This window comes from Candidatus Galacturonatibacter soehngenii (assembly GCF_008830185.1).
In the GTDB taxonomy this organism is placed as follows: domain Bacteria; phylum Bacillota; class Clostridia; order Lachnospirales; family Lachnospiraceae; genus Lachnotalea; species Lachnotalea soehngenii.
In genome coordinates, this window is sequence record NZ_WAGX01000005.1 from 237,933 (window position 1) to 261,350 (window position 23,418).

The 23,418-nt window shown below is 33.6% G+C and carries 21 protein-coding genes and 1 other annotated feature; of the genes, 4 read left to right on the forward strand and 17 right to left on the reverse strand.

Annotated features, from left to right (window positions below):
- Window positions 1-6: 6 nt before the first annotated feature.
- The 17 genes from rpoD to F7O84_RS08640 form a co-directional block, all read right to left on the reverse strand.
- Window positions 7-1,110: an RNA polymerase sigma factor RpoD gene (rpoD, locus tag F7O84_RS08565; protein WP_151144179.1), complete on the reverse strand. Its 1,104-nt coding sequence runs from the start codon at window positions 1,108-1,110 to the stop codon at window positions 7-9.
- A 36-nt stretch (window positions 1,111-1,146) separates the two neighbouring features.
- Window positions 1,147-2,925, reverse strand: a complete 1,779-nt coding sequence (gene dnaG / locus F7O84_RS08570) for a DNA primase (protein ID WP_151144180.1) — start codon at window positions 2,923-2,925, stop codon at window positions 1,147-1,149.
- A gap of 22 nt (window positions 2,926-2,947) precedes the next feature.
- On the reverse strand, window positions 2,948-3,958 hold the full coding sequence (locus tag F7O84_RS08575; RefSeq protein ID WP_151144181.1) for a deoxyguanosinetriphosphate triphosphohydrolase: 1,011 nt from the start codon (window positions 3,956-3,958) through the stop codon (window positions 2,948-2,950).
- Window positions 3,959-4,047: 89 nt separating this feature from the next.
- A complete protein-coding gene (locus F7O84_RS19355; RefSeq protein WP_279237993.1) occupies window positions 4,048-4,179 on the reverse strand; it encodes a hypothetical protein in 132 nt (43 codons plus the stop codon).
- Between the two features lie 215 nt (window positions 4,180-4,394).
- The gene (gene glgA, locus F7O84_RS08580) at window positions 4,395-5,837 is read right to left on the reverse strand and encodes a glycogen synthase GlgA (protein WP_151144182.1); all 1,443 of its coding nucleotides are present in this window, start codon (window positions 5,835-5,837) and stop codon (window positions 4,395-4,397) included.
- A 187-nt stretch (window positions 5,838-6,024) separates the two neighbouring features.
- Window positions 6,025-6,837 (reverse strand): sporulation transcription factor Spo0A, encoded by an 813-nt coding sequence (gene spo0A, locus F7O84_RS08585; RefSeq protein WP_151144183.1) that lies wholly within the window; start codon window positions 6,835-6,837, stop codon window positions 6,025-6,027.
- Between the two features lie 278 nt (window positions 6,838-7,115).
- Window positions 7,116-8,405: a SpoIVB peptidase gene (spoIVB, locus tag F7O84_RS08590; protein WP_151144184.1), complete on the reverse strand. Its 1,290-nt coding sequence runs from the start codon at window positions 8,403-8,405 to the stop codon at window positions 7,116-7,118.
- A gap of 184 nt (window positions 8,406-8,589) precedes the next feature.
- Complete coding sequence (recN, locus tag F7O84_RS08595; RefSeq protein ID WP_151144185.1) at window positions 8,590-10,275, reverse strand: DNA repair protein RecN; 1,686 nt, start codon at window positions 10,273-10,275, stop codon at window positions 8,590-8,592.
- 96 nt (window positions 10,276-10,371) lie between these two features.
- Entirely contained in the window at window positions 10,372-10,824 is a 453-nt protein-coding gene (argR, locus tag F7O84_RS08600; protein ID WP_151144186.1) for an arginine repressor, read from the reverse strand.
- A gap of 14 nt (window positions 10,825-10,838) precedes the next feature.
- Window positions 10,839-11,705 carry an NAD(+)/NADH kinase gene (locus F7O84_RS08605; RefSeq protein ID WP_151144187.1) on the reverse strand — a complete coding sequence of 289 codons (867 nt, stop codon included), beginning with the start codon at window positions 11,703-11,705 and terminating at the stop codon, window positions 10,839-10,841.
- A gap of 11 nt (window positions 11,706-11,716) precedes the next feature.
- The gene (locus F7O84_RS08610; RefSeq protein WP_151144188.1) at window positions 11,717-12,520 is read right to left on the reverse strand and encodes a TlyA family RNA methyltransferase; all 804 of its coding nucleotides are present in this window, start codon (window positions 12,518-12,520) and stop codon (window positions 11,717-11,719) included.
- A gap of 35 nt (window positions 12,521-12,555) precedes the next feature.
- Entirely contained in the window at window positions 12,556-14,418 is a 1,863-nt protein-coding gene (gene dxs, locus F7O84_RS08615) for a 1-deoxy-D-xylulose-5-phosphate synthase (RefSeq protein WP_151144189.1), read from the reverse strand.
- A 13-nt stretch (window positions 14,419-14,431) separates the two neighbouring features.
- The gene (locus F7O84_RS08620) at window positions 14,432-15,319 is read right to left on the reverse strand and encodes a polyprenyl synthetase family protein (protein ID WP_151144190.1); all 888 of its coding nucleotides are present in this window, start codon (window positions 15,317-15,319) and stop codon (window positions 14,432-14,434) included.
- Window positions 15,309-15,518, reverse strand: coding sequence for an exodeoxyribonuclease VII small subunit (xseB, locus tag F7O84_RS08625; RefSeq protein ID WP_151144191.1), 210 nt, complete (start codon window positions 15,516-15,518; stop codon window positions 15,309-15,311). The genes F7O84_RS08620 and xseB overlap by 11 nt, the downstream gene beginning before the upstream one ends.
- Before the next feature lie 19 nt (window positions 15,519-15,537).
- Entirely contained in the window at window positions 15,538-16,737 is a 1,200-nt protein-coding gene (gene xseA / locus F7O84_RS08630) for an exodeoxyribonuclease VII large subunit (RefSeq protein ID WP_151144192.1), read from the reverse strand.
- A gap of 9 nt (window positions 16,738-16,746) precedes the next feature.
- A complete protein-coding gene (nusB, locus tag F7O84_RS08635) occupies window positions 16,747-17,148 on the reverse strand; it encodes a transcription antitermination factor NusB (protein WP_151144193.1) in 402 nt (133 codons plus the stop codon).
- Between the two features lie 154 nt (window positions 17,149-17,302).
- Entirely contained in the window at window positions 17,303-17,686 is a 384-nt protein-coding gene (locus F7O84_RS08640) for an Asp23/Gls24 family envelope stress response protein (RefSeq protein ID WP_151144194.1), read from the reverse strand.
- Window positions 17,687-18,572: 886 nt separating this feature from the next.
- Here F7O84_RS08640 and F7O84_RS18980 point away from each other — a divergent pair.
- The 4 genes from F7O84_RS18980 (at window position 18,573) to F7O84_RS08655 (ending at window position 23,373) form a co-directional block, all read left to right on the forward strand.
- A complete protein-coding gene (locus F7O84_RS18980) occupies window positions 18,573-18,737 on the forward strand; it encodes a hypothetical protein (protein WP_192451701.1) in 165 nt (54 codons plus the stop codon).
- A 144-nt stretch (window positions 18,738-18,881) separates the two neighbouring features.
- On the forward strand, window positions 18,882-20,624 hold the full coding sequence (locus tag F7O84_RS08645) for an Rqc2 family fibronectin-binding protein (RefSeq protein WP_151144195.1): 1,743 nt from the start codon (window positions 18,882-18,884) through the stop codon (window positions 20,622-20,624).
- A gap of 70 nt (window positions 20,625-20,694) precedes the next feature.
- Window positions 20,695-20,899: a binding site (T-box leader), on the forward strand.
- Between the two features lie 94 nt (window positions 20,900-20,993).
- The gene (gene thrS, locus F7O84_RS08650; protein ID WP_151144196.1) at window positions 20,994-22,955 is read left to right on the forward strand and encodes a threonine--tRNA ligase; all 1,962 of its coding nucleotides are present in this window, start codon (window positions 20,994-20,996) and stop codon (window positions 22,953-22,955) included.
- 103 nt (window positions 22,956-23,058) lie between these two features.
- Window positions 23,059-23,373, forward strand: coding sequence for a DUF1540 domain-containing protein (locus tag F7O84_RS08655; RefSeq protein WP_151144197.1), 315 nt, complete (start codon window positions 23,059-23,061; stop codon window positions 23,371-23,373).
- The last annotated feature ends 45 nt before the right edge of the window (window positions 23,374-23,418 follow it).

Below are 23,418 nucleotides of genomic sequence, written 5' to 3' on the forward strand. Positions count from 1 at the left end.
TCCACTTTATTCCAAATAATCTTTTAGCTTACGGCTTCTACTTGGATGCCTAAGCTTTCTTAGCGCTTTCGCTTCAATTTGTCTAATTCGTTCTCTTGTTACATTAAATTCTTTCCCTACTTCTTCCAAAGTCCTAGCTCGTCCATCATCTAAACCAAAACGTAGTCTAAGCACCTTTTGTTCTCTATCTGTCAGCGTTTCTAAAACCTCCATAAGTTGTTCTTTCAAAAGAGTAAACGCTGCAGCATCGGAGGGAACTGGTATGTTATCATCTTGAATAAAATCTCCAAGATGGCTATCTTCTTCTTCTCCAATCGGAGTCTCTAAAGATACTGGTTCTTGAGATATCTTTAATATTTCTCTTACTCTTTCCACTGGAATTCCCATTTCTTTTGAGATTTCCTCTGGTGAAGGTTCTCTTCCCATATCCTGAAGGAGTTGTCTTGACACACGGATTAATTTATTAATTGTTTCAACCATATGAACTGGAATACGAATGGTTCTTGCCTGATCTGCAATTGCTCTTGTAATTGCTTGTCTAATCCACCAAGTAGCATAAGTACTAAACTTATAACCTTTTGTATAATCAAACTTTTCTACAGCTTTAATAAGTCCAAGATTACCCTCTTGAATTAAATCTAAAAAAAGCATTCCTCTTCCTACATACCTTTTTGCAATACTAACAACTAGTCTTAGATTGGCTTCCGCTAGTCTTTTCTTTGCTTCTTCATCTCCAACTTCCATTCTTTTGGCGAGTTCAATTTCTTCCTCTCCACTAAGCAATGGCACTTTTCCAATTTCTTTTAGATACATTCGTACTGGATCATCAATGCTAATACCGTCTGGAACAGATAAGTCCAACGTATCCAATTCAACCTCTTCTTCATCTTCTAACAAAAGAGGTTCTTCTTCTTCCTCATCACTAATTTGAAGTACATCTACATTATTCTTCTCCAGTACATCAAGTACATTCTCAAATTGTTCTGTCGATAATTCAACATCCTGAAAAAAGTCATTGATTTCTTTATATTCTAAAACATTTTTCTTTTTCTTGGAAATTTCAAGAAGCTCTTTTATCATATCGCCTAAATTAATTACATTTTCCTGCATGTCATTCACCCTTCCATAATCTTTTATATTTTAGCCCTAATCTAAGGAAATATGCAAAGTTCTAAGTCTTTCTATCATTTTTTTACCCTCTGTTAATCTTTGCATCTCGGCAACAATGTCACCTGAACTTAGATTGGAGCTTTTATAAATCAAGCTATTTTCTTTTACCCTTACTATTGTTTCATGTAAAGCCTTTTCCTTATCCCCCTTTGTTTCTACAGCTTTTGGCTTTGTATTAAACAAACCAGCTACCTGTTTATGCTCTTCTTCATCTGTAAAATGGTTAATAATCTTTGCTGGATTTACTTCTCCTTTTTTAAGCTGTTCAAATAGGATACAGGCTACCGTATAATACAAATCTTCTGTAAAATCATCTGGCGTGATATAATCTTTTATTTTATCATACAGGCCTTCTTCTTCAATTAAATACGTAATTAATATTCTTTGCGATTCCTTCATTCCTCCATCTTTTGATTGAATAGAGTTCTTAACAGGCTTAGCCTTCTCTCTAGGAGAAATCCCTCCTAACCTTATTCCGACACGATTAACAAGTTGTCTGAAATTGTCATATCCAACATGATATGTTTCGGCTACTGCTTGAATATAATTATCTCTTGTCAAATCTTCTGGAAACTCCAATATTTTTTTAGCAACTTCTCCAAAGAATTTGGTTTTACTTTCTGGATCTTTCATATCGTATTCTTGTTCCATTATCTCAAGTTCAAACATAAAACTATTGATTGCATGTTCAATACGTTCTTCAAAAGCTTCCTTACCTAGATTTTTAATAAATTCATCGGGATCTTTATATGGTTGCATGTTAATAATTTTAACGGTTATCCCAACATCCTTTAAGATAGGAATCGCTCGTACTGCCGCGTTTCTTCCAGCACCATCACTGTCATAGGTAATATAGACTTGATCCGTATAACGTTTTATTAGATTTGCATGTCCTTGCGTAAATGCTGTTCCAAGAGATGCTACTGCGTTGGTAAAGCCTGCTTGATGGAGTGCAATCACATCCATATAACCTTCGCACAATAGTAAATGGTTTTTTCTTGATGTTCTGGCAAAGTTTAGACCATATAAATTTCTACTTTTGTCGAAAACTTTTGTTTCAGGTGAGTTCAAATATTTGGGACTTCCATCTCCCATTACTCTACCGCCAAAACCAATTACCCTGTTGTTGACATCCATAATTGGGAAAATAACTCGATTCCAAAACTTATCATATACACCTTTTTTTTCATCTATATTAAACAAGCCCGTCTGCTTTAAGATTTCATCTGAATATCCTTTATTTTTAAAATATTGATATAAATTGTTGCTGTATTTACTCGAGTAACCAAGACCAAACCGCTTCATCGTTTCATCTGTTAAGTCTCTGTTCTTTAGATAATCATAGGCAATTTTCCCACTATCATTTTTTAATTGCATATAAAAGTATTGTGCTGCTAATTTATTAATCTCTAATATTTTTGATTTTAGGTCTGCTTGTTCTTTTGCTTCTTTAGAAAACTCTACTTCTGGTAGTTCTACTCCTACTCTATCTGCCAGATATTTAATGGCTTCTTGAAAGGTATAATTTTCATATTCCATAATAAAAGTGAATACATTTCCACCTGCACCACAACCAAAACAATAATACATCTGCTTTCCTGGCGACACAGAAAATGACGGGGATTTTTCATTATGAAATGGACAAAGACCAAAGTAAGAGCTTCCCTTCCTCTTTAGCTTTATATAGGAAGACAATACATCCACTACATCGTTTTTCACTCTAATTTCTTCCACTAAATCTTCTGGGTAAAACATAATCAATGCCTCCGATAACTTCTTAATATATTTTCCAAGAATTAGGCATAAAATACTGAGCAAATTTAGACATGGCAAACTGATCGGTCATTCCTGCAATATAATCACAGACAACACGCTCTATATCCTCATTGCCTAGCTCAATCATATCTATGTATTCTTTCGACATATCCTCAATATGCTTCATATAATGCTCAAATAATTGTACAAGCATACTCTTTGCTTTTATCTCTTCCCCTTTTGCTTTTGGATTCTTATAAACATTTTTAAACATAAATGCGCGAAGCCCCTTCATTGCATGCTCTACTTCATCAGACATAATAATATCGGGTTTGTTGGCGCTATTTATGACAATATCATGAATAATTGTATTTAATCTTTCTCTCGATGAGAAACCAAGAATTTTTCTGTATTCGAATGGCAAATCATCCTCTGTTAAAATTTTACCTCGGATTGCATCATCAATATCATGATTGATGTACGCAATCTTATCGGATAATCTTACGATCTTTCCTTCCAACGTAGATGGACTGCCTGCTGTTGGGTGATTTAAGATACCATCTCTAACTTCTTTTGTTAGATTGAGACCCTGACCTCCCTTTTCAAGCTTCTCAACGATTCGTAGACTTTGTTCATAATGTTTAAAACCATGACTACATACAGAGTTTAGTGCACTTTCTCCTGCATGTCCAAATGGGGTGTGCCCAAGATCATGACCAAGTGCTATCGCTTCTACTAAATCTTCATTCAAGCGAAGAGCCTTAGCAATTGTTCGCCCTGTTTGAGAAACTTCTAACGTATGTGTAAGTCTGGTTCGATAATGATCTCCCTCCGGTGATAAAAAAACCTGAGTCTTTTGTTTTAATCGCCGAAATGATTTGCAATGTAAGATTCTATCTCTGTCTCTTTGATAAACTGGTCGAATATCACATTGCGCTTCCTCAATATCACGCCCCTTTGAATTCTTACTAAGAGATGCGTATTCACTTAAATATTCGGCTTCCCATTGTTCTAAACTTTCCCTAATCGTCATGGTACTCACCTTTCTTTCATTAAAACCAATTCTATCCCTAATATATATATTCTACAAAGATTTGCAAAATCCTTCTTTGTTTGAAAAAATTAATTTTCATTATTTTTCGTTGTTGTTTGATTTAAATTTACTTCTTTCTTATTTTCCTTTAGTTTTTTTATATGTTCTGCTGCTTTTTTCTTTAAATCAACTGGCTTGCCATCCATATTGATATAATCCATAGCCCTCAGCCCTTTCTTAGCATTATCACTATTTACCTGATTCGAATATATGTTTTGTAAAGATATGTTTTTTATTATAAAATAGAAGATTGATTCCGTCAACTGCTCATACTCTAATAAAGTCTACTTGCAAACATTACGCATATCGCATTGCGAAAAAAATAAACAAGAAATCATTTTGTGATTTCTTGTTTATTTTACACTTATATGAAATTCTATCCTATCATATCATCATAAAGAGATTCATATTCTTTTGCAGAAGATTTCCATGAGAAATCCTTAGCCATTCCTCTATCTATAATTTTGTTCCAATCTCGTTTTTTATTATAGTAAATATGCATGGCGTATCGTATGGTATCAAGCATTTCATGCGCGTTATAATTAGCGAAACTAAAACCTGTCCCTGTATTTTCATATTCGTTATACGCTTCTACTGTATCTTTTAGCCCTCCTGTTTCTCGAACAATTGGAACCGTTCCATATCGAAGACTCATAAGCTGACTTAGTCCGCAAGGTTCAAATAAAGATGGCATCAAAAACGCATCACATGAAGCATATATTTTATGCGACATTTCTTCTGAATAAAATATATTGGCAGATACTTTATCAAAATATTTCCAGTCAAAGTGGCGAAACATATTTTCATATTTTTCATCACCAGTACCAAGAACCACTAATTGTATGTCAAGTGAACACAATTCATCCATTACATATGCTATTAAGTCAAATCCTTTTTGATCCGTTAGACGAGATACAATCCCAATCATAAACTTCTTAGAATTTACCTCTAATCCCAATTCTTCTTGCAAAGCTAATTTATTTTTTATTTTTTGCTTCCTAAAATTTTTAATACTATATTTCTTTTTTATATAGTTGTCTGTCTCAGGATTATAGTCCACATAATCAATGCCATTTATGATTCCTCTTAGACAATTCGAACGAGCATTGATTAATCCGTCTAATCTTTCTCCATAAAATTTTGTTTTAATTTCGCTTGCATATGTATTACTTACTGTTGTAATAATATCCGCATATACCAATCCACCCTTTAAAAGATTGGCATCGCCATATGCCTCTAATTTATCGGGTGTAAAATAATACATAGATAGTCCTGTGATATCTCTTGTCTTGTTTAAATCCCAGATACCTTGGAATTTTAAATTATGTATGGTCATAATTGTTTTTATTCCATAAAAAAAAGGGTCTTTATAAAATCGATCTTTTAGGTAAACGGGAACAAGTCCAGTTTGCCAATCATGACAATGAATAATATCTGGTCTAAACTCAAGCAAAGGCAAGCAAGAAAGTGCAGCCTTTGAAAAAAAGGCAAACTTTTCTACATCTGTAAACATTTCTCCATAAGGCTTATCACCACCTAAATAATATTCATTATCAATAAAATAAATTTTAACCCCATCATATTCTGTTTCTAATATTCCAACATATTGAGTTCTCCACGCAAGATCCATATAAAAACTTGTTTTAAACGTTAAGCTTTCTTTGTACTTGTCTGCCATGCACAAATATTTTGGTATTATTACTCTAACATCGTATTTTGTTTTATCAAAATATTTTGGTAAAGAGCCTACAACATCTGCTAATCCACCGGTCTTTATAAAAGGAACTGCTTCTGAAGCAACAAACAAAACATTTTTCATAAAATACCCTCCAACCTTTGCTTTCTTACGTACAATCATACTCCGATTTATCCAGTATTATTACTTACTGTAAATCGGAGTCTTTATGTTTCTTCGCTTGATTTCCTTCCAATATGCTAATTATAACTCATATCAAGATGGTTGGAAAGTACTTGTTCTTTATTAAATGCAAGGTGATTATATACTTTTAATTACCAAAATTATCATTTGCCTTATATTCTAATCTAATTTTATCTGCTATGAGTGCAACAAACTCTGAATTGGTTGGTTTTCCTTTTCCTGTATTAATGGTATAACCAAACAAAGCATCAATTGTATCCATTTTCCCTCTACTCCATGCTACTTCAATTGCATGGCGTATTGCTCTTTCCACACGACTTGGAGTCGTTTGATGCATTTTAGCAATCGTTGGATACAATATTTTAGTTATAGAATTAAGCATTTCCATGTCATTTACTGACATAATGATGGCATCTCTTAAATACTGATATCCCTTAATATGTGCTGGTACACCAATTTCATGTATGATATTGGTTACATCCGACTCAAGATTTCTAGTCACATATTCTTTTTTATTTTCATAAGCATTTACTTTTCTAACTTCTTGTACATGTCTTATGGTACTTCTTTTGATATTTTTAATGCGGTTTAAGACCATCGTATTATCAAACGGTTTCATAATATAATAATTGGCCCCTAAGTTAAATGCATCCTCTGTTATACCTTCCTGTCCAACAGCCGTTATCACAATAAAAGCTGGATGTTTTTTCATCGAAGTATCCTTGTTTACTTTGTCCATTAAGCTCAAACCATCCATTTTTGGCATAATGATATCCAATAATACCACATCAGGTTCTTTTTCTTTAATGATATTATAAGCTTCTTCTCCATTTCTAGCTTTACCAACTACTTCTAACTCCTCGTCATTACTTATAATCTCATCGAGCAAATCCACAACTCTTGAATTATCATCAGCAATAGCAACATTTAACTTACCCATTAAAACTCCTCCTTAGATATTTCTTTCCCTTATTATTGTTTTTTCGAAAAATTACTTGGCGCCGTTCTTCATTTTTTTGTAAAAAAACTAATTGTATTATATAAATATTACTATTGTTTCGCAACTTTTATTTGTCGCACTTTTCGACACTTCATTTCCAAGTAAATCTCTTGTATATTACAGCACTTTCCACTCCACCTACTTTTTTAGCAAAATTTGTCCAAAATATATCTATTATACCGTAATTTTACCTTTTTAACCCTTTTCTGGCAAATATTTTATTCGACATTTTTCGACTGTAACATATTTTCAATAAAAATTCCAAATCCCTTTGTCGAATCCTGAATAAATACATGTGTAACTGCACCGATAATCTTATTGTTTTGTAAAATGGGACTTCCACTCATACCTTGTACAATTCCACCAGTTACATTTAACAGTCTTTCATCCGTTACTTTTAAAACAATGCCTTTGTTCACATTGTTTTCACCAGTATTAACCTCAATGATCTCAACGTCATAATCTTTAATTTCTCCCTCTACATTACATCGTATATGAGCTGGACCTACTTTAACATCTTGTTTTAACCCTACTTCCATCATACTACGATCTTTATCATATTGTGATAGTATTTTTTCTGAAATGCCGAATATTCCTTCTGTCGTATTACGGTTAATCTCCCCTAAAATATTTTTTTTATCATAATCGATTGTACCTGTTAATTCCCCAGGTACTCCTTTTTCTCCCTTTATAATAGAAACAATATTTGTGTGATAAAGACTACCAGACTTTAGCTCCATTAATGTACTTGTGTCAACATCATTGATTCCATGACCAAGTGCCCCAAATTCTGCATCTTTATCAATAAAGGTAAGGGTTCCAATTCCTTGTGTATTATCTCGTACCCATACACCTAACTTATATTCATCTGGGGTAGTTTGTACCGGCTCAATTTTAACATCAATTAATTCGCCGCTTCTTCTAATATTAAGTACTATACTATTCGCTCCATCTTGATTGATTAGTGAAATCAATTCGTTTTTATTATTGATTTTAGTCCCATTTACACCTACAATATAATCTCCTGATTTGACAAGCTTGTAAGAAGGTTCATAGTTCATGCCATCCATTGCATTTACAACACTGGTGCCAATGACTAATACACCATCCGTTTGAATGTAAATTCCAATCGGCATTCCGCAGGGAATGACATATTCTTTATCCACAACATCAATTTTGACATTTTTCAAATTAATCAGACCGAATAACTTACATGCCATTACAAAGCTTCCGCCATTGCCTGATTTAAGTGTGAAGGGTTTATGCATATCAATCTTAATCTGATTGGATGGTATGTTGGATTCCCCTATTTCAGATACTTCAACTGCACTTTTTATGAATCCATTTACAGGTAATCCAAAGTCAAACTGCTGTTCTCCATTTGCAATAATATTTATCTCATCTGGCAAAGCCTTTTTAATAGAATGAAATAATAAGCCAGTTAAACATATAAAGAATAAAAGCATAACCACGATAAATATTTTGTCTATATATCTGTTATTCTTCATGATACCCTCCGTTAAAATATAAAATTTGAAGTACCAGTAAAGCCATGCAGATAGGTTTCAAAGGAATGCAATTATATTGCAAAATACTACTTAATTTACCTTGCATGACACTCTGTCACAATAAAAAAAGAATATACATAATATATATCCTTTTTTAGTATCTGTTCATATGGGATTTTTAACACTAGGCATTTTTTGTACGTGTTGCCAATTCTTTCATTTCTTTTGCACTTTGAATCACAGTATCTGTAATTTTTGCACCTCCAAGAATTCTTGCTAATTCTAAAACGATTTCATTTTCATTTAATTTTCTAATTGAAGTAATGGTTTTATTTTCTACAACATTTTTTTCGATTACAAAATGACTATCCGCCATTGCTGCTATTTGCGGTAAATGCGTGATGCAAAGTACCTGTTGTGTTTTAGCAATTGCAGTCATTTTTTCAGAAACCATTTGTGCTGTCCTTCCACTAATTCCCACATCGATTTCGTCAAAGATAAGTGAACCTGTTTCCTCTTTATTGGATAAAACAGTTTTAATTGCTAACATAATTCTCGATAACTCACCACCTGAGGCAACTTTTCCAAGCGGTTTGATCGCTTCTCCTGGATTCGTTGATATCATAAATTCAATTTCATCATAACCATTTTGTGAAAAATGATTTAATTTGTGAAACTTTATCTCAAAATCTACATTTAAAAAATTTAAATCTACAAGATTTGATTTAATCTTATCTGATAATTCCTTTGCAAATTTTTGTCGAATCTGAGATAATGCATGAGACTGCGTTTGCAACTTTTCTTCTGCATTTTTTAGTTGATTTTTTAGTCTTATTATATAGTCTTCATACTCATTCAACTGGTTTAAACGAAGCTGTTGCTTTTCCTCATAATCAAATATTTCTTTGAGTGTTTTGCCATACTTCGACTTTAAATGATTGATTAAGTTGAGACGATTATCTGCTTCCATAAATTCCTCATCAGAAAATTCCATTTCAAGTAAATAATCAGAAACTTCTCTATTAAAATCATTTAACAAGGAATCGATATCTCTTAATTGTGCACATAAATCATCTAATTTTTTGTCGTAATCCACAATGGCAGTCAATTCTCTTAACGCGCGCCCAATACTCTCACCTGCTGATGAAGTTTCTTCATAGCCTGTCTTGCTATAGACTCCTGCTAGATTTTCGACTATCTTTTTGGCATTTGACATCTTTTTATGTAATTCTTCTAATTCTTCGTCTTCACCTAATTTCAGGGAGGCCTCTTCTATTTCATTTTGTTCAAATTCAATGAAAGCTATTTCTCTTTTTCTTTGCTCTTCGTCAATTTCTGATTCTTTTAATTGCTTTTTTATTTGATCAAATTCTTGATAAGCGTCATAAACTTTTTGTTTTACTTCACTTATTTCTGATTTTGCATATTCATCTAAAATAACTAAATGATTCTTGTTATATAATAAAGATTGGTGCTCGTGTTGTCCATGGATATCGATTAGAATTTCTGCTACTGCTTTCACAAGATTATTTGGGACGGTTTCTCCATTGATTTTACTGATGCTTTTCCCGTTCATTAACTTTCTTGTAATAATAACTTGTCCTTCTTCCTGCAAATCAATACCCAACTCTTTTATCTTATCTGCTTGTTTCTTTGTATCCAATGTAAATACAAGTTCTACAAGTGCAAACTGTGCATCCTCTCTTATAATGTCCTTTGATGCTTTTGCACCTAAAGCAAGATTGATCGAGCCAATTATAATCGATTTACCTGCACCAGTCTCACCAGAAAGAATATTTAGCCCTTCCGTAAAGTCAACTTCACATTCATCGATTAACGCTAAATTTTTAACATGTAAATTAAGCAACATATGATCCACTCCCTATTAAGTTATGTCTCTCCACACACTTTTCAAGCAGGTTAACAACGTGTGAGCTTTGCTCACAATATCAAAAACAAAGCCAACTTATTTTCCAACAATTTTTCTCATTCTATCCATCAAAGATAACGTTTCCTCATCACTTCTGGTAGCACAAAAGATAGTATCGTCTCCTGCAATACAGCCTAATACTTCTTTAAACTGCATTGCATCCAAAGCTGCCGCTACAGCCATTGCCATTCCTGAAACAGTTCTTATTACTAAGATATTGGAGGCTTTTGTCATACTCAAAAAACCATCCTGCAAGACGCGAATGTATTTTTCACTCATCCAACCTTCTTGACTTTGCAAAACCACATATTTTTGTCTGTTTCCATCTGTTGAAACCTTTGTCAACTTAAGCTCACGTATATCCCTAGAAACAGTTGCTTGTGTAACATTAAAACCCGCCTCATTTAATTTTTCCGCTAAATCTTCTTGGGTTTCAATGTCGTATTTACTAATTAACTCTACTATTTTCGTATGGCGTTCAATTTTCATTTATTTAATCACTCCTATCTGGAATCTCCCATTTTATTTCTAAGCGCTTCTAAAAAACTTACATTACTTAGTTTTATAATTTGTGTATGTTTTGTTGATTTTGTTATTTCAATATAATCACTTGTTTCCATTTTAATACTGGTATCTCCATCAAAAGTAGCAACCACATTTTCTACATATAATTTTCTGCCTGGCCCAATCTTCACAACTACCTTATCATTTGCCGATAATACAATACTTTTCGAATTTAGAGTGTGTGAACAAATAGGCGTTACGGTTAAGATTTCTGCCTTTGGATCTACAATGGGTCCACCCGCTGACATATTATAGCCTGTAGAACCAGTAGGAGTAGAAATAATAATTCCATCTGCGCTATAAGATACGAGATATTCATCATTTACATAAATTTCATACTCTACAATTCTAAGCCTTCCATCTCTATTAATCACAATGTCATTTAAGGCTCTGTTTTTGAATGCAGACTTTCCATTCTTAAACATTTCACCTTTTAACATTAACCTTTTTTCCAGTACATATTCATCGTTCATTAATTTATCCAAAGCAGGATAGATATTATTTCTCTCGATTTCTGCTAGGTAACCAAGCGTTCCTAAATTAATTCCCACTAGTGGAATTTTTTTAACCGCAATATCTCTTGCCGCTTGAATTAAAGTTCCATCTCCTCCTAAGACCATAACACAATCCACGTCATTTGGTATTAAACTTGCATCTGTAAACATATAGTCTTTTTGGTGATCTTTTAAACACTCTTCTTGAATGATACATTCTTTTTTGTTTGACTGTAAATAGTCGCGAATGGATTTTGTCAGGGCAAGCCCTTCATCTTTTTGATGATTTGTTATTATGTAAAATTTGTTCAAAGCAGTACCTCCTATAGAGTTTCATGTGCCCTATCAACGACTTCATACACATCTACAGCGTTCGTTTCATATGGTTCTTCGTTCGTGTGATTTTGAATATATAATAAATATTCTATATTTCCTTCTGGTCCTTTTATTGGTGAAAATTCTAAATCAAGAACTTCAAAACCGATATTTCGAGCATAATCAATTACTTTTTCTATCACCTCAATATGAACACTTTTTTCTCTGACAACGCCTTTTTTCCCAACCTTTTCTCTGCCTGCCTCGAATTGAGGTTTAATCAAACAGACAATCTGGCCATCACTCGAAAGCAGATTCTTTACAGGTAATAGAACTTTTGTTAAAGAAATAAATGAAACATCTATGGAAGAAAATTGAATCAAATCGTTTATATCATCCTTTGTAACATAACGTATATTTGTTTTTTCCATACAAACAACACGTTCGTCTTGTCTTAACTTCCAATCAAGTTGCCCATGTCCTACATCCACTGCGTATACTTTAGTTGCACCATTTTGCAACATACAGTCTGTAAATCCTCCAGTGGAAGAGCCCACATCCATACATATTTTATCTGTTACACTTACGCCAAAGTTAAGTATTGCTTTTTCTAACTTTAGTCCACCACGGCTCACATATTTTAACGTTTGTCCTTTTACCAGAATCTCTGCCTTTTCATCAAAGGTTTGTCCTGCTTTATCTTCTCTTTCTCCGTTTACAAATACGTTTCCAGACATAATAATAGCCTTTGCTTTTTCTCTTGAGGGCGCGAATCCTCTGTTAACCAATAAAATATCTAAACGTTCTTTCATTCTATCACCTTTATTAACGCCTTCCTAACAATCAATCATTTGATATAAGCTGAAATTATTTTCTTTAGGATGGAATCCTTATCAATACCCACTTCTTTTTTTAATATATCCACATTTCCATGTTCTACATATTCATCAGGAATACCAATGGTTAATACATTTGTCTGTATTCCGCATTCAGATAAGAACAAAAGCACCTTTTCTCCAAAACCACCATTCTTTACATTTTCTTCTAATGTAACAATTAACTTATGTTCTTTTGTTAATTCTAGAATGGCTTCCTCATCTATTGGTTTTAAAAATCTGGCATTTATTAAACTACAATTATATCCAATCTCTTTTAGCTCTTTTCGAACTTCATTTGCAGTTTTTACCATACTTCCAGCTGCCACCAATGCAATATCTGATTCATCGAAAATCACTTCGCTTTTTCCATAGATAATCGGAGCGCGATACTCTTTTAATCCATCATATGCCTCTCCTCTTGGATAGCGAATTGCAATTGGTGCGTGAAAATCAACTGCATATTTAAGCATATCAGACAATTCCCATTTATTTTTGGGTGCTAAAACATTCATGTTCGGTATGCTTGTTAGAAAAGAAATATCAAAGAGTCCTTGATGTGTCTCACCATCACTTCCTACCAGTCCAGCACGATCAATAGCAAAGATTACGTGTAGATTTTGAATACAAACATCATGTAAAATCTGGTCATAAGCCCTTTGCAAAAATGAGGAGTACACAGCAAAAATTGGTTTTAAACCTTCCGCAGCAAGACCTGCTGCAAAAGTTACAGCATGCTCCTCTGCGATGCCTACATCAAAAAAGCGATCTGGAAACATATTTTTAAAACGTTTTAACCCTGTACCATCTGGCATAGCGGCGGTTATTGCTACCACTTTATCATCGCGGTCTCCTAATTTTCTCATTACCGTTGAAAAGATATCTGAGTAAGTGGCCTTGGCCCTTTTTGTTGTAGGAAGTCCTGATTCGATCATAAATGGCTCCGCTCCATGAAATCTAGCTGGATGTCGTTCCGCAGGTGCATAGCCTTTTCCCTTACTCGTCTTAACATGAACGATTACTGCCTGATTCAGCTTTTTAGCCTCATTAAACGTCTTTACCATTTTATCCACATTATGACCATCAACTGGTCCAAGATAAGTGATACCCATATTCTCAAACAGCATACCTGGTATCATAAGCTGCTTGATACCATTTTTTGTTTTTCGTATTTGCCCTACTACCTTTTCACCATAAATTGGTATTTTAGACAACGTGTCTGCTACTCCAGTTTTCAAATCTGTATAAGCATCAGCGGTTCGAATATTACTTAAATATTGAGACATTGCCCCTACATTTTCTGAGATAGACATATTATTATCATTTAATACAATAATAAAATTCCTATTAAGACGAGCGGCATTGTTTAATGCCTCATAAGCCATCCCGCCTGTTAAAGCTCCATCACCAATAACCGCTACCACATAATTATCTTTTTTTAAAATCTGACTTGCTGATACAAGCCCAAGCGCAGCAGATATGGAGGTGGAACTATGTCCTGTATCAAAACTATCGCAAGGACTTTCATTTCTTTTTGGAAATCCACTTAACCCACCATATTTTCTAAGTTCATCAAATCCAGCTTTTCTACCCGTTAATATTTTATGGGTATAGGATTGATGTCCCACATCCCAAACAATCTTATCATTTGGTAATTGAAAGGACAAATGAAGGGCCATCGTAAGTTCCACCACCCCCAAATTTGAGGCTAGGTGACCACCAGTAACACTTATTTTATTGATTAAAAATTCTCTTATTTCTTCTGCTAGCAACTCTAATTCGATAGGCGTTAGCTTCTTGATATCATTTTCATGATTCATTTTTTCTAATATCATATGACATTATCCTCTACTTCTCTCTGGTTATCAGCATTTCAATTAGATCCTTTAAAAAATCATTTTTCAACTGTAAACGTTCTAAAAGAGCGAGAGCTAATTGGGAAACCTCTTTTACATCTTTTTTCGCTTTATCTAAACCTTTAAGTGTAACATACGTAATTTTGTGATTCTTCTCATCACTGTTAATTGGTTTACCCAGAACTTCTGCTGTACTTGTGATGTCTAAAATATCATCTTGAATCTGAAACGCAAGTCCTACTTTAGCACCAATTTGCTCAACAATACTTACCTGTTCTTCATCTGCTCCTGCTAATACAGCACCAATCATCATTGATGCTTCGATTAAGGCTCCTGTTTTTAGTCTGTAAATAAAGTCTAGGGTATCTTTATCCAGTGGCTTTCCATCGTTTTCTATATCAACACTTTGGCCACCAATCATTCCATACACACCAGATTTGTTGGCTAGTATTTTAAGTGCTCGCCCAATTCTTTTATACTCTAAATCCATATCAAATGCCATGGTTGCACATTCAAAGGCTAGATTTAATAATCCATCTCCTGCAAGGATTCCCATGGCTTCTCCATAGACTGCATGAGTTGTCTTTTTACCTCTACGATATTCATCGTTATCCATGGCTGGCAAGTCATCGTGTACAAGTGAATACGTATGAATCATCTCAATTGCAACCATAAAAGGCTTAACTATTTCGTCCTTACCACCAAATAATTTATAGGTTTCTTCCATAAGCATAGGACGTAAACGTTTTCCGCCTGCTAACATACTGTAATTCATTGCTTGAATTACAGTTTTTGCAAACCCTTCTTCTTTTGGAAGAAACTCTTTCAAAGTTTGTTCAATTGTGTCTACTCTTTGTTCTAATTCATTTTTAAAATTCATTTATCTCACCATTATCATCAATTTGCAACATTTGTTTTTCCACAGTATCTATTTTCTCATTGCAATGTTTTAATAGTTCCATGCCTTTGTGATATAATTTAAAGGAATTTTCCAAGGTTATATCTCTATCTTCTAGTTGTTCTAAAATCGTATCTAAATTATCAAAAGCCTCTTCAATTGAAAGATTTTTTTTCGCCATAGCAATCTCTCCTTTTTACTTATCTTTCCCTAGTCTCATTTACATCAGCTAATATAACACCATTGGCCACATGTATGGTTAGACTATCGCCTTTTGCAACCTTATTGATATCATTTACAGTATTCCCACTATCATCTGCTACATAAGCATATCCTTGATTTAATTTATGTATTGGTGACAAACCATTCATTTTTTCTATATATATTTCTAATTGATATCGTTTTGATTTTATCATATTTTTCATAATCATTTTAAGCTTAGTTTCAATATCCATAGTAAGCTGACGTTTTTCTCGAATTTGATTGGTTGGGCTTAACATACTAAGCCTTAACTTCATCTTCTCTGCTTTATTTCGATAATCAAGCACAATACGTTTCATAAATGATTCTAACGTTTTTTTATAGCCATATAGATATTCAACATAAGCATCATATTCAAATACTGCTAATTCTGCTGCTGCGGAAGGAGTTGGTGCTCGTAAATCAGCAACATAATCTGCTATCGTTACATCGGTTTCATGTCCAACCGCTGAAATGATGGGTGTATTGCAGTCAAAAATGGCTCTTGCAACGATTTCTTCATTAAAAGCCCATAAATCTTCAATCGATCCACCACCACGTCCAACTATTATCACGTCAACACCTGCTTTATCTAAAACTTGAATTCCTTTTACAATGCTGGCTGCTGCCTGCTCTCCTTGTACAAGTGCAGGGTATAGGATAAGTTGTGTATATGGATTCCTACGTTTGGAAATGTTCATAATATCTCGAATTGCAGCTCCCGTAGGGGCTGTGACGATCCCAACTTTTTTTGCAAAACGTGGAATACGTTGTTTGTATTCTTTTGCAAACATTCCCATCTCTGCTAATTCTTTTTTTAATTTCTCATATTTTTGATAGAGAAGCCCTGCTCCATCTAAAATAATTTCTTTGGCATATAATTGATATTTGCCATCTCTTTCATAGACATTTACACTACCAAGTGCAATTACAGTCTGTCCTTCTTTCATTTGAAAAGCAAGACCTTTTCTTTGGCCGGCAAACATAACACAGGCAAGCGTCCCTGTATCATCCTTTAAAGTAAAATAGATATGGCCGGTGGAATGATACTTACAATTGGATACTTCACCCTTAATATATATCTTATTAAGAGCAAAATCCTGTGTAAACATATTTTTAATATATGAATTAACCTGACCTACACTATATACATTCGCCATAAAAATCTCCTAAGCAAGCTTTGCTAAAATACCATTTACAAAAGCTGGTGATTCATCTTGTCCAAATTTCTTTGCCAATTCCACTGCTTCATTTATTGCCACATTAACTGGAACATCTTCATCATATTTCATTTCGTATTGTGCAAGTCGGATAATCGTTAAGTCTACTTTTCCCATTCTGTTTGTCTTCCAGCCTTCTGCAATATTATTAATGGAAGCATCGATTTCTTCTAACTTTGAAACTATTTCCATGTATTTATTCTCAATGTAGATCTTGTCCTTTACATCTATGATAGTCATTTCAATATCATCAAAGAACATTTTCATTTGTTCTTGCATTTCATCTCCATCATGAAATTCTATTCTAAATAAAAGCTCAAATATGTGTTCTCTTAATTCTCTTCTTTTCACCTTTACACCGTGCCTTTCTGTTTGAACAAGATATTGTCTTTACAATACTTGTCACAAATAAAACTCTAAAAGAGGATGTCTGCCTAAGACATCCTCTATCATTATAATCTGTAAATGAAACATAATCCATTTCATTTTACATGAATAAAAAGATTTATCTTGTTTTTTCCATATTAACTCCAGCTATTCTAATGTTAACCTCCATTACATTTAGTCCGGTCATATTCTCAATAGCTGTCTTAACTCTTTCTTGTACTGTTTCAGATGTCTTTGGAATACTATATCCATAATCAAGATTAAGAGCTAATTCTACACTTACATTATTATCTAAAACTTCAACTCTAACGCCCTTTGATAAATTCCTCATACCTAATTTACTAATTAACTCATTGGTAATATTTCCTGCCATTGAAGCCACACCTTCTACTTCCGTTGCCGCTAATCCAGCAATAATTGCTACTACCTCATCTGCAATTTGTACTTCACCAATATTATTATCTGCTTGTATTGTATGAGTATTTCTACTATTATATTCCATTTTACAGCCTCCTAAATATTTATAATGTGAGCAATCTAAAAATGTTTTTACACTCTTAAATGCAAACCACTTAAGTTCTCAAAAATATAACCATTCACTTCTTTAACAAATGCCTGCTTCGCAGTCGCTTGTTTTCCTTCTGATAAGTTACACTATAAGAACTTCGTTCTTTACGTGTAACTACTCTAAAGCTTCGCTTTTTCGTTAACTTATCAGGTAAAACAAATGCCTGCTTCGCAGTCGCTTGTTTTCCTTCTGATAAGTTACATTATAAACAATTTTGTATGGTTTTGCAAACTAAAACTAATTTCAATTTTGTTTTTTTAAATTTTATTAATCAATGTCAATAAGTTTGACTTATAATTATTTGTTAATTAAAAAATTTTTCTAAAAATTCTATATTTTTCTTGAAATAGTAATTATTTGGTAATATAATACAAATTGTGATATATATAAATTATATTAATATTTTAAGAAAGAGAGGTAATAATTATGATGAATGTAACTAGAAACAATGTAACTTTAAAACAAAACAGCGTGAGCATGAAGTGCAAAATTACCTCGATAATGCATATATAGTTAATAATCTATTTTAATTAACGTCTATTATGCCGTGGTGTTTGCCACGGCTTTTTCATATGATAAGAACGTTCTTCAAACTTCCCTACTATCCCCCATAGGAATCGCGTCTTTGTATTATGATAAAGATATGATATCTTAAGCACGTGGCTTATATCCTCGAAATCATTCTTTGCCTCAATCAGCATACAAATCATACATGTATTGGCGAAGTAATTTATTATCGAACAATTTAACGAAATCCTTTTGCTGTATTTTAGGAGAATAGCTAAATTTATCGCAAGCTTATCTCTTAAGGGAGGTAATTATGAATTTATACCAAAACAGTATTGACACAATGCAATCTAAAAATTTCCATGATGAATTATCACATTTGCCTAAATGGGCCGTTGACGAACAATTTTATAATTGCGATAATGGAAAAGAGGAAAAAGGAAAGAAAAACAAAAAGAAATTACATGAAATGAAGTGACTTTATATTATTTAGTCGAAGTTATTGTCAACTTGTAATAATCATATTATACTAAATACGTTGCAGTATGGCTTTTTGCTTTACTGCAACAACATAAATAAAGCATCAATAGCTTTAAAAGTTTACAATAGAGGAGATCGAAATATGGCATTTGATGGAATAGCAATCGCTAATCTTGTTTATGAATTAAAAGAAAAACTACCAAACGCTAGAATATATAAAATAGCCCAGCCTGAGTCAGACGAACTAATTTTAACACTTAAAAGCAGTTTAGGTCAGCATAGATTACTGATTTCAGCCAGTGCCAGCTTACCGCTTATTTATTTGACAGAGAATAATAAGCCAAGTCCTATGACAGCACCAAATTTTTGCATGTTGCTTCGAAAGCATTTAAGTAATGGAAGAATTACATCTATTACACAACCAGGACTCGAACGTATTATTAATTTTGAGATTGAGCATCTCAATGAATTGGGCGATTTATGCAAAAAGTATCTTATCGTTGAAATCATGGGAAAACACAGTAATATAATTTTTTGTGACGATAACAACAACATTATTGATAGTATCAAACATGTTTCAGCGCATATGAGTTCTGTACGAGAAGTATTGCCTGGAAGAGATTACTTTATCCCTCAAACGCAGGATAAGTTTAATCCGCTCGAAACATCTTGGGAAAGTTTCAAGCCAGCAATAGGCAGTAAACCTGTATCCTTGGCAAAGGCACTCTATACTTCTTATACAGGAATTAGTCCTGCTGCCGCTGAGGAGATTTGCTATCGAGCTTCTCTTGATTCTTCCACTCCTGCCAATGTATTAGGGGAAAATGAGTTGCTACATCTGTATCATATCTTTTCAAATCTAATTGAAGATATTAAAAACAACCGTTTTCAGCCTACTATTGTCTATAAAGATGAGGAACCAATTGAGTTTTCAAGTATCGAATTAACTCACTTTGAAGGAATGCAATTACGTTCTTATAGTAGTATCAGTCAGGTATTAGAAACTTTTTATGCAACTAAGAATACGTTAACAAGAATACGTCAAAAATCATATGATCTTCGTCATGTGGTACAACTGGCATTAGAGCGAAGCATCAAAAAATATGATTTACAATTAAAACAATTAAAAGATACTCAAAAACGAGATAAATATAAAGTATATGGTGAGTTACTTAATACTTATGGCTACAACCTAGAAGAAGGGGCAAAAGAATTAGAGGCTCTTAATTATTATACAAATGAAATGATTAAAATTCCTCTTGATGAAACACTAAGTGCGAAGGAGAATGCCAAAAAGTATTTTGATAAATATAATAAATTAAAGCGTACATTTGAAGCGTTAAGCTCTTTAACGCAAGAAACCAAAGACGAGATTAACCATCTAGAATCCATTAGTACTGCCCTTGATATAGCCCTTACCGAAGATGATTTAGTCCAATTAAAAGAAGAGCTTATGGATTACGGTTATATGAAAAGAAAAGGTTCTAATAAAAAACAGCAGAAAATAAAAAGCAAACCTTTTCATTATCTTTCAAGTGATGGTTACCATATTTATGTTGGCAAAAATAACTTCCAAAACGAAGAACTTACTTTTAAATTTGCTACAGGAAATGATTGGTGGTTCCATGCAAAGGGTATTCCTGGTTCTCATGTAATCCTAAAGGCAAATGGTGAGGAAATTCCAGATAAAACATTTGAAGAAGCTGGACGACTTGCTGCATATTATTCTAAGGGTAGAGGCACTGATAAAATCGAAATTGATTATGTAGAAAAAAAACATATAAAAAAACCTAGTGGCGCAAAGCCTGGTTTTGTCGTATACTATACTAACTATTCATTGTTGATTGATTCAAATATAACTGGTATTGAACAAATCAGCGATTAGGTTATCACATTTTACAAAAAATGTAATTGACAAACAAATTAAGAATGCTATAATTAATTCAATAAAATATTTAAACATGTTGATGAGACGAGTAAAATGTCTAGGATTACAGAGAGAGATGCAATTTGCTGGAAGCATCTTATGACAAAACATTTGAAGACTACCTCTGAATGGCTCTAATACAGTCCGGTGATTCCGTTATCATCATTAAAGTGGTATTGAATGAATTGTTCAATACAATTAGGGTGGAACCGCGAGTATAACTCGTCCCTTCTGTTATATAATACAGAAGAGACGAGTTTTTTTTCACACTTTATTTATACTAGAGGTATCTTATTATATTTGTTCTATTATGAAAGGAGTTTTATTATGAAAATAACATTGAAAGACGGATCGTTTAAAGAATATCCAAACCCAATATCCGTAATTGACATTGCTGCTGATATAAGCGAAGGACTTGCAAGAATGGCTTGTGCTGGTGAGATTGATGGTAAAGTAGTGGACTTAAGAACAATTGTTGAATCTGATTGTGAACTAAGTATCCTTACTTTCAATGACGAAGCTGGTAAAGCTGCATATCGTCACACCACTTCTCATGTGTTAGCAGAAGCAGTTAAAAACCTTTATCCAGATGCAAAACTTGCAATTGGACCTTCTATCGAAAGTGGATTTTATTATGATTTTGAATGCCAACCTTTTTCCAGAGAGGATTTGGATGCCATTGAAAAAGAAATGAAAGCAATTATAAAAAAAGGTGCAACGTTAGAGAAGTTCACTCTACCACGTGAGGAAGCAATTGCACTTATGAAGGAAAGAAATGAACCATACAAGGTGGAGTTGATTGAAGATTTACCTGCTGGTGAAACAATATCTTTTTATAAGCAAGGAGATTTTGTTGACCTTTGCGCTGGACCACATTTAATTAGCACAAAAGCAATTAAGGCCTTTAAACTTATTTCTGCTTCTGGTGCCTACTGGAGAGGAAATGAAAAGAATAAAATGTTAACAAGAATCTATGGAACTTCCTTCGCCAAGAAAGCTGATTTGGATGAATATTTAGTTCACTTAGAAGATATCAAAAAACGTGACCACAACAAACTTGGAAGAGAAATGGAAATCTTTACTACGGTTGATGTCATTGGACAAGGACTTCCGCTTTTACTACCAAAAGGTACAAAAATGGTGCAAACACTTCAAAGATGGATTGAAGATGAGGAAGAAAAGCGTGGCTACTTAAGAACGAAAACGCCACTTATGGCTAAAAGTGATTTGTATAAAATTTCAGGACATTGGGATCATTATAAAGAAGGTATGTTTGTTCTTGGTGATGAGGAAAAGGACAAAGAAGTATTTGCTCTTCGACCAATGACATGTCCATTCCAATACTACGTGTATAAGAATAGTCAAAAATCGTATCGTGACCTTCCACTTCGTTATGGTGAAACTTCTACTTTGTTTCGTAATGAAGATTCGGGAGAAATGCATGGATTGACTCGTGTTCGACAATTTACGATTTCAGAGGGCCATTTAATTGTAAGACCTGATCAAATGGATGAAGAATTTAAAGGCTGTCTGGATTTGGCTCGATATTGCTTCCAAACTCTTGGTTTAGAAAATGATGTGACCTATCGTTTATCCAAATGGGACCCAAATAATCGTGACAAGTATATTGGAGATGCTTCCGTTTGGGAAGAAACACAACAAAGAATTAGAACGATATTAACAGAATTAGGAATTGACTTCATTGAAGCGGAAGGAGAAGCTGCTTTCTATGGACCAAAGGTTGATATTCAGGCTAAGAACGTATATGGCAAAGAAGATACTATGATTACGATTCAATGGGATGCCCTCATCGCAGAACAATTTGACATGTATTACATTGATCAAAATGGTGAAAAAGTTCGTCCTTATATCATCCATAGAACTTCTCTTGGTTGTTATGAAAGAACGCTTGCTTGGCTAATTGAAAAATACGCTGGTTTGTTCCCAACTTGGCTATGTCCAGAGCAAGTTAGAATTTTACCAATATCTGAGAAATATCATGACTATGCGCATAAAGTAGAAAAAGAATTAAAAGAAAATGGAATACTTTGTACCGTAGACGAACGTGCTGAAAAAATTGGTTATAAAATAAGAGAAACAAGACTCAACCGTGTTCCTTATATGCTTGTTGTAGGACAAAAAGAAGAAGAAGAACAAAAAGTATCTGTTCGTAGCCGTTTTGCAGGTGATGAAGGTCAAAAGTCAATTGATGAATTTATCAGTGCTATTTGTAAAGAAATACGTACAAAGGAAATCAGAGAAATAACAGTAACCGAAGAAAGTAAATAAATGTTAATCTCAGTCAGTGTGACTACATCGACATGAATAGAAAATAAATAATCTACACATAATACCTCCGTATATATTATTTTAATATTAAGGAGGTATTATTATGCCATTATTGGATTGTAATGTTGTTGATTGCTATTATAACGATAGTAAACTATGCAGCAGACATAACATTGTAGTTGGTGGTGAAGAAGCCTGTTCATCTGACAGTACTTGTTGTGACAGTTTCCAGCAAAAAAGTATGGATTCGTATACAAGTAATGCTGGAGAAGCAACTAGACCTACAAGCGTTACTTGTGAGGCAGTAAAATGTGTTTATAATGAAGAAAATTTATGTATGGCTAATCAAATCGGCATTAGTGGACATAATGCTCATCAAGCAGAACAGACTGAATGTGCAACCTTTAAACCTCGATAATCTTTTTTGGTAGGTCATTTCTTTCCTTACGATAGAATGAGCAAA

Excerpts from the sequence above, each read along its gene's own strand:
- rpoD (WP_151144179.1), bottom strand. The coding sequence starts at position 1,110 with ATGCAGGAAAATGTAATTAATTTAGGCGATATGATAAAAGAGCTTCTT.
- dnaG (WP_151144180.1), bottom strand. The coding sequence starts at position 2,925 with ATGTTTTACCCAGAAGATTTAGTGGAAGAAATTAGAGTGAAAAACGAT.
- F7O84_RS08575 (WP_151144181.1), bottom strand. The coding sequence starts at position 3,958 with ATGACGATTAGGGAAAGTTTAGAACAATGGGAAGCCGAATATTTAAGT.
- F7O84_RS19355 (WP_279237993.1), bottom strand. The coding sequence starts at position 4,179 with ATGGATTATATCAATATGGATGGCAAGCCAGTTGATTTAAAGAAAAAA.
- glgA (WP_151144182.1), bottom strand. The coding sequence starts at position 5,837 with ATGAAAAATGTTTTGTTTGTTGCTTCAGAAGCAGTTCCTTTTATAAAG.
- spo0A (WP_151144183.1), bottom strand. The coding sequence starts at position 6,837 with ATGGGTAAGTTAAATGTTGCTATTGCTGATGATAATTCAAGAGTTGTG.
- spoIVB (WP_151144184.1), bottom strand. The coding sequence starts at position 8,405 with ATGAAGAATAACAGATATATAGACAAAATATTTATCGTGGTTATGCTT.
- recN (WP_151144185.1), bottom strand. The coding sequence starts at position 10,275 with ATGTTGCTTAATTTACATGTTAAAAATTTAGCGTTAATCGATGAATGT.
- argR (WP_151144186.1), bottom strand. The coding sequence starts at position 10,824 with ATGAAAATTGAACGCCATACGAAAATAGTAGAGTTAATTAGTAAATAC.
- F7O84_RS08610 (WP_151144188.1), bottom strand. The coding sequence starts at position 12,520 with ATGAAAGAACGTTTAGATATTTTATTGGTTAACAGAGGATTCGCGCCC.
- dxs (WP_151144189.1), bottom strand. The coding sequence starts at position 14,418 with ATGATATTAGAAAAAATGAATCATGAAAATGATATCAAGAAGCTAACG.
- F7O84_RS08620 (WP_151144190.1), bottom strand. The coding sequence starts at position 15,319 with ATGAATTTTAAAAATGAATTAGAACAAAGAGTAGACACAATTGAACAA.
- xseB (WP_151144191.1), bottom strand. The coding sequence starts at position 15,518 with ATGGCGAAAAAAAATCTTTCAATTGAAGAGGCTTTTGATAATTTAGAT.
- xseA (WP_151144192.1), bottom strand. The coding sequence starts at position 16,737 with ATGGCGAATGTATATAGTGTAGGTCAGGTTAATTCATATATTAAAAAT.
- F7O84_RS08640 (WP_151144194.1), bottom strand. The coding sequence starts at position 17,686 with ATGGAATATAATAGTAGAAATACTCATACAATACAAGCAGATAATAAT.
- F7O84_RS18980 (WP_192451701.1), top strand. The coding sequence starts at position 18,573 with ATGAATTTATACCAAAACAGTATTGACACAATGCAATCTAAAAATTTC.
- F7O84_RS08645 (WP_151144195.1), top strand. The coding sequence starts at position 18,882 with ATGGCATTTGATGGAATAGCAATCGCTAATCTTGTTTATGAATTAAAA.
- thrS (WP_151144196.1), top strand. The coding sequence starts at position 20,994 with ATGAAAATAACATTGAAAGACGGATCGTTTAAAGAATATCCAAACCCA.
- F7O84_RS08655 (WP_151144197.1), top strand. The coding sequence starts at position 23,059 with ATGCCATTATTGGATTGTAATGTTGTTGATTGCTATTATAACGATAGT.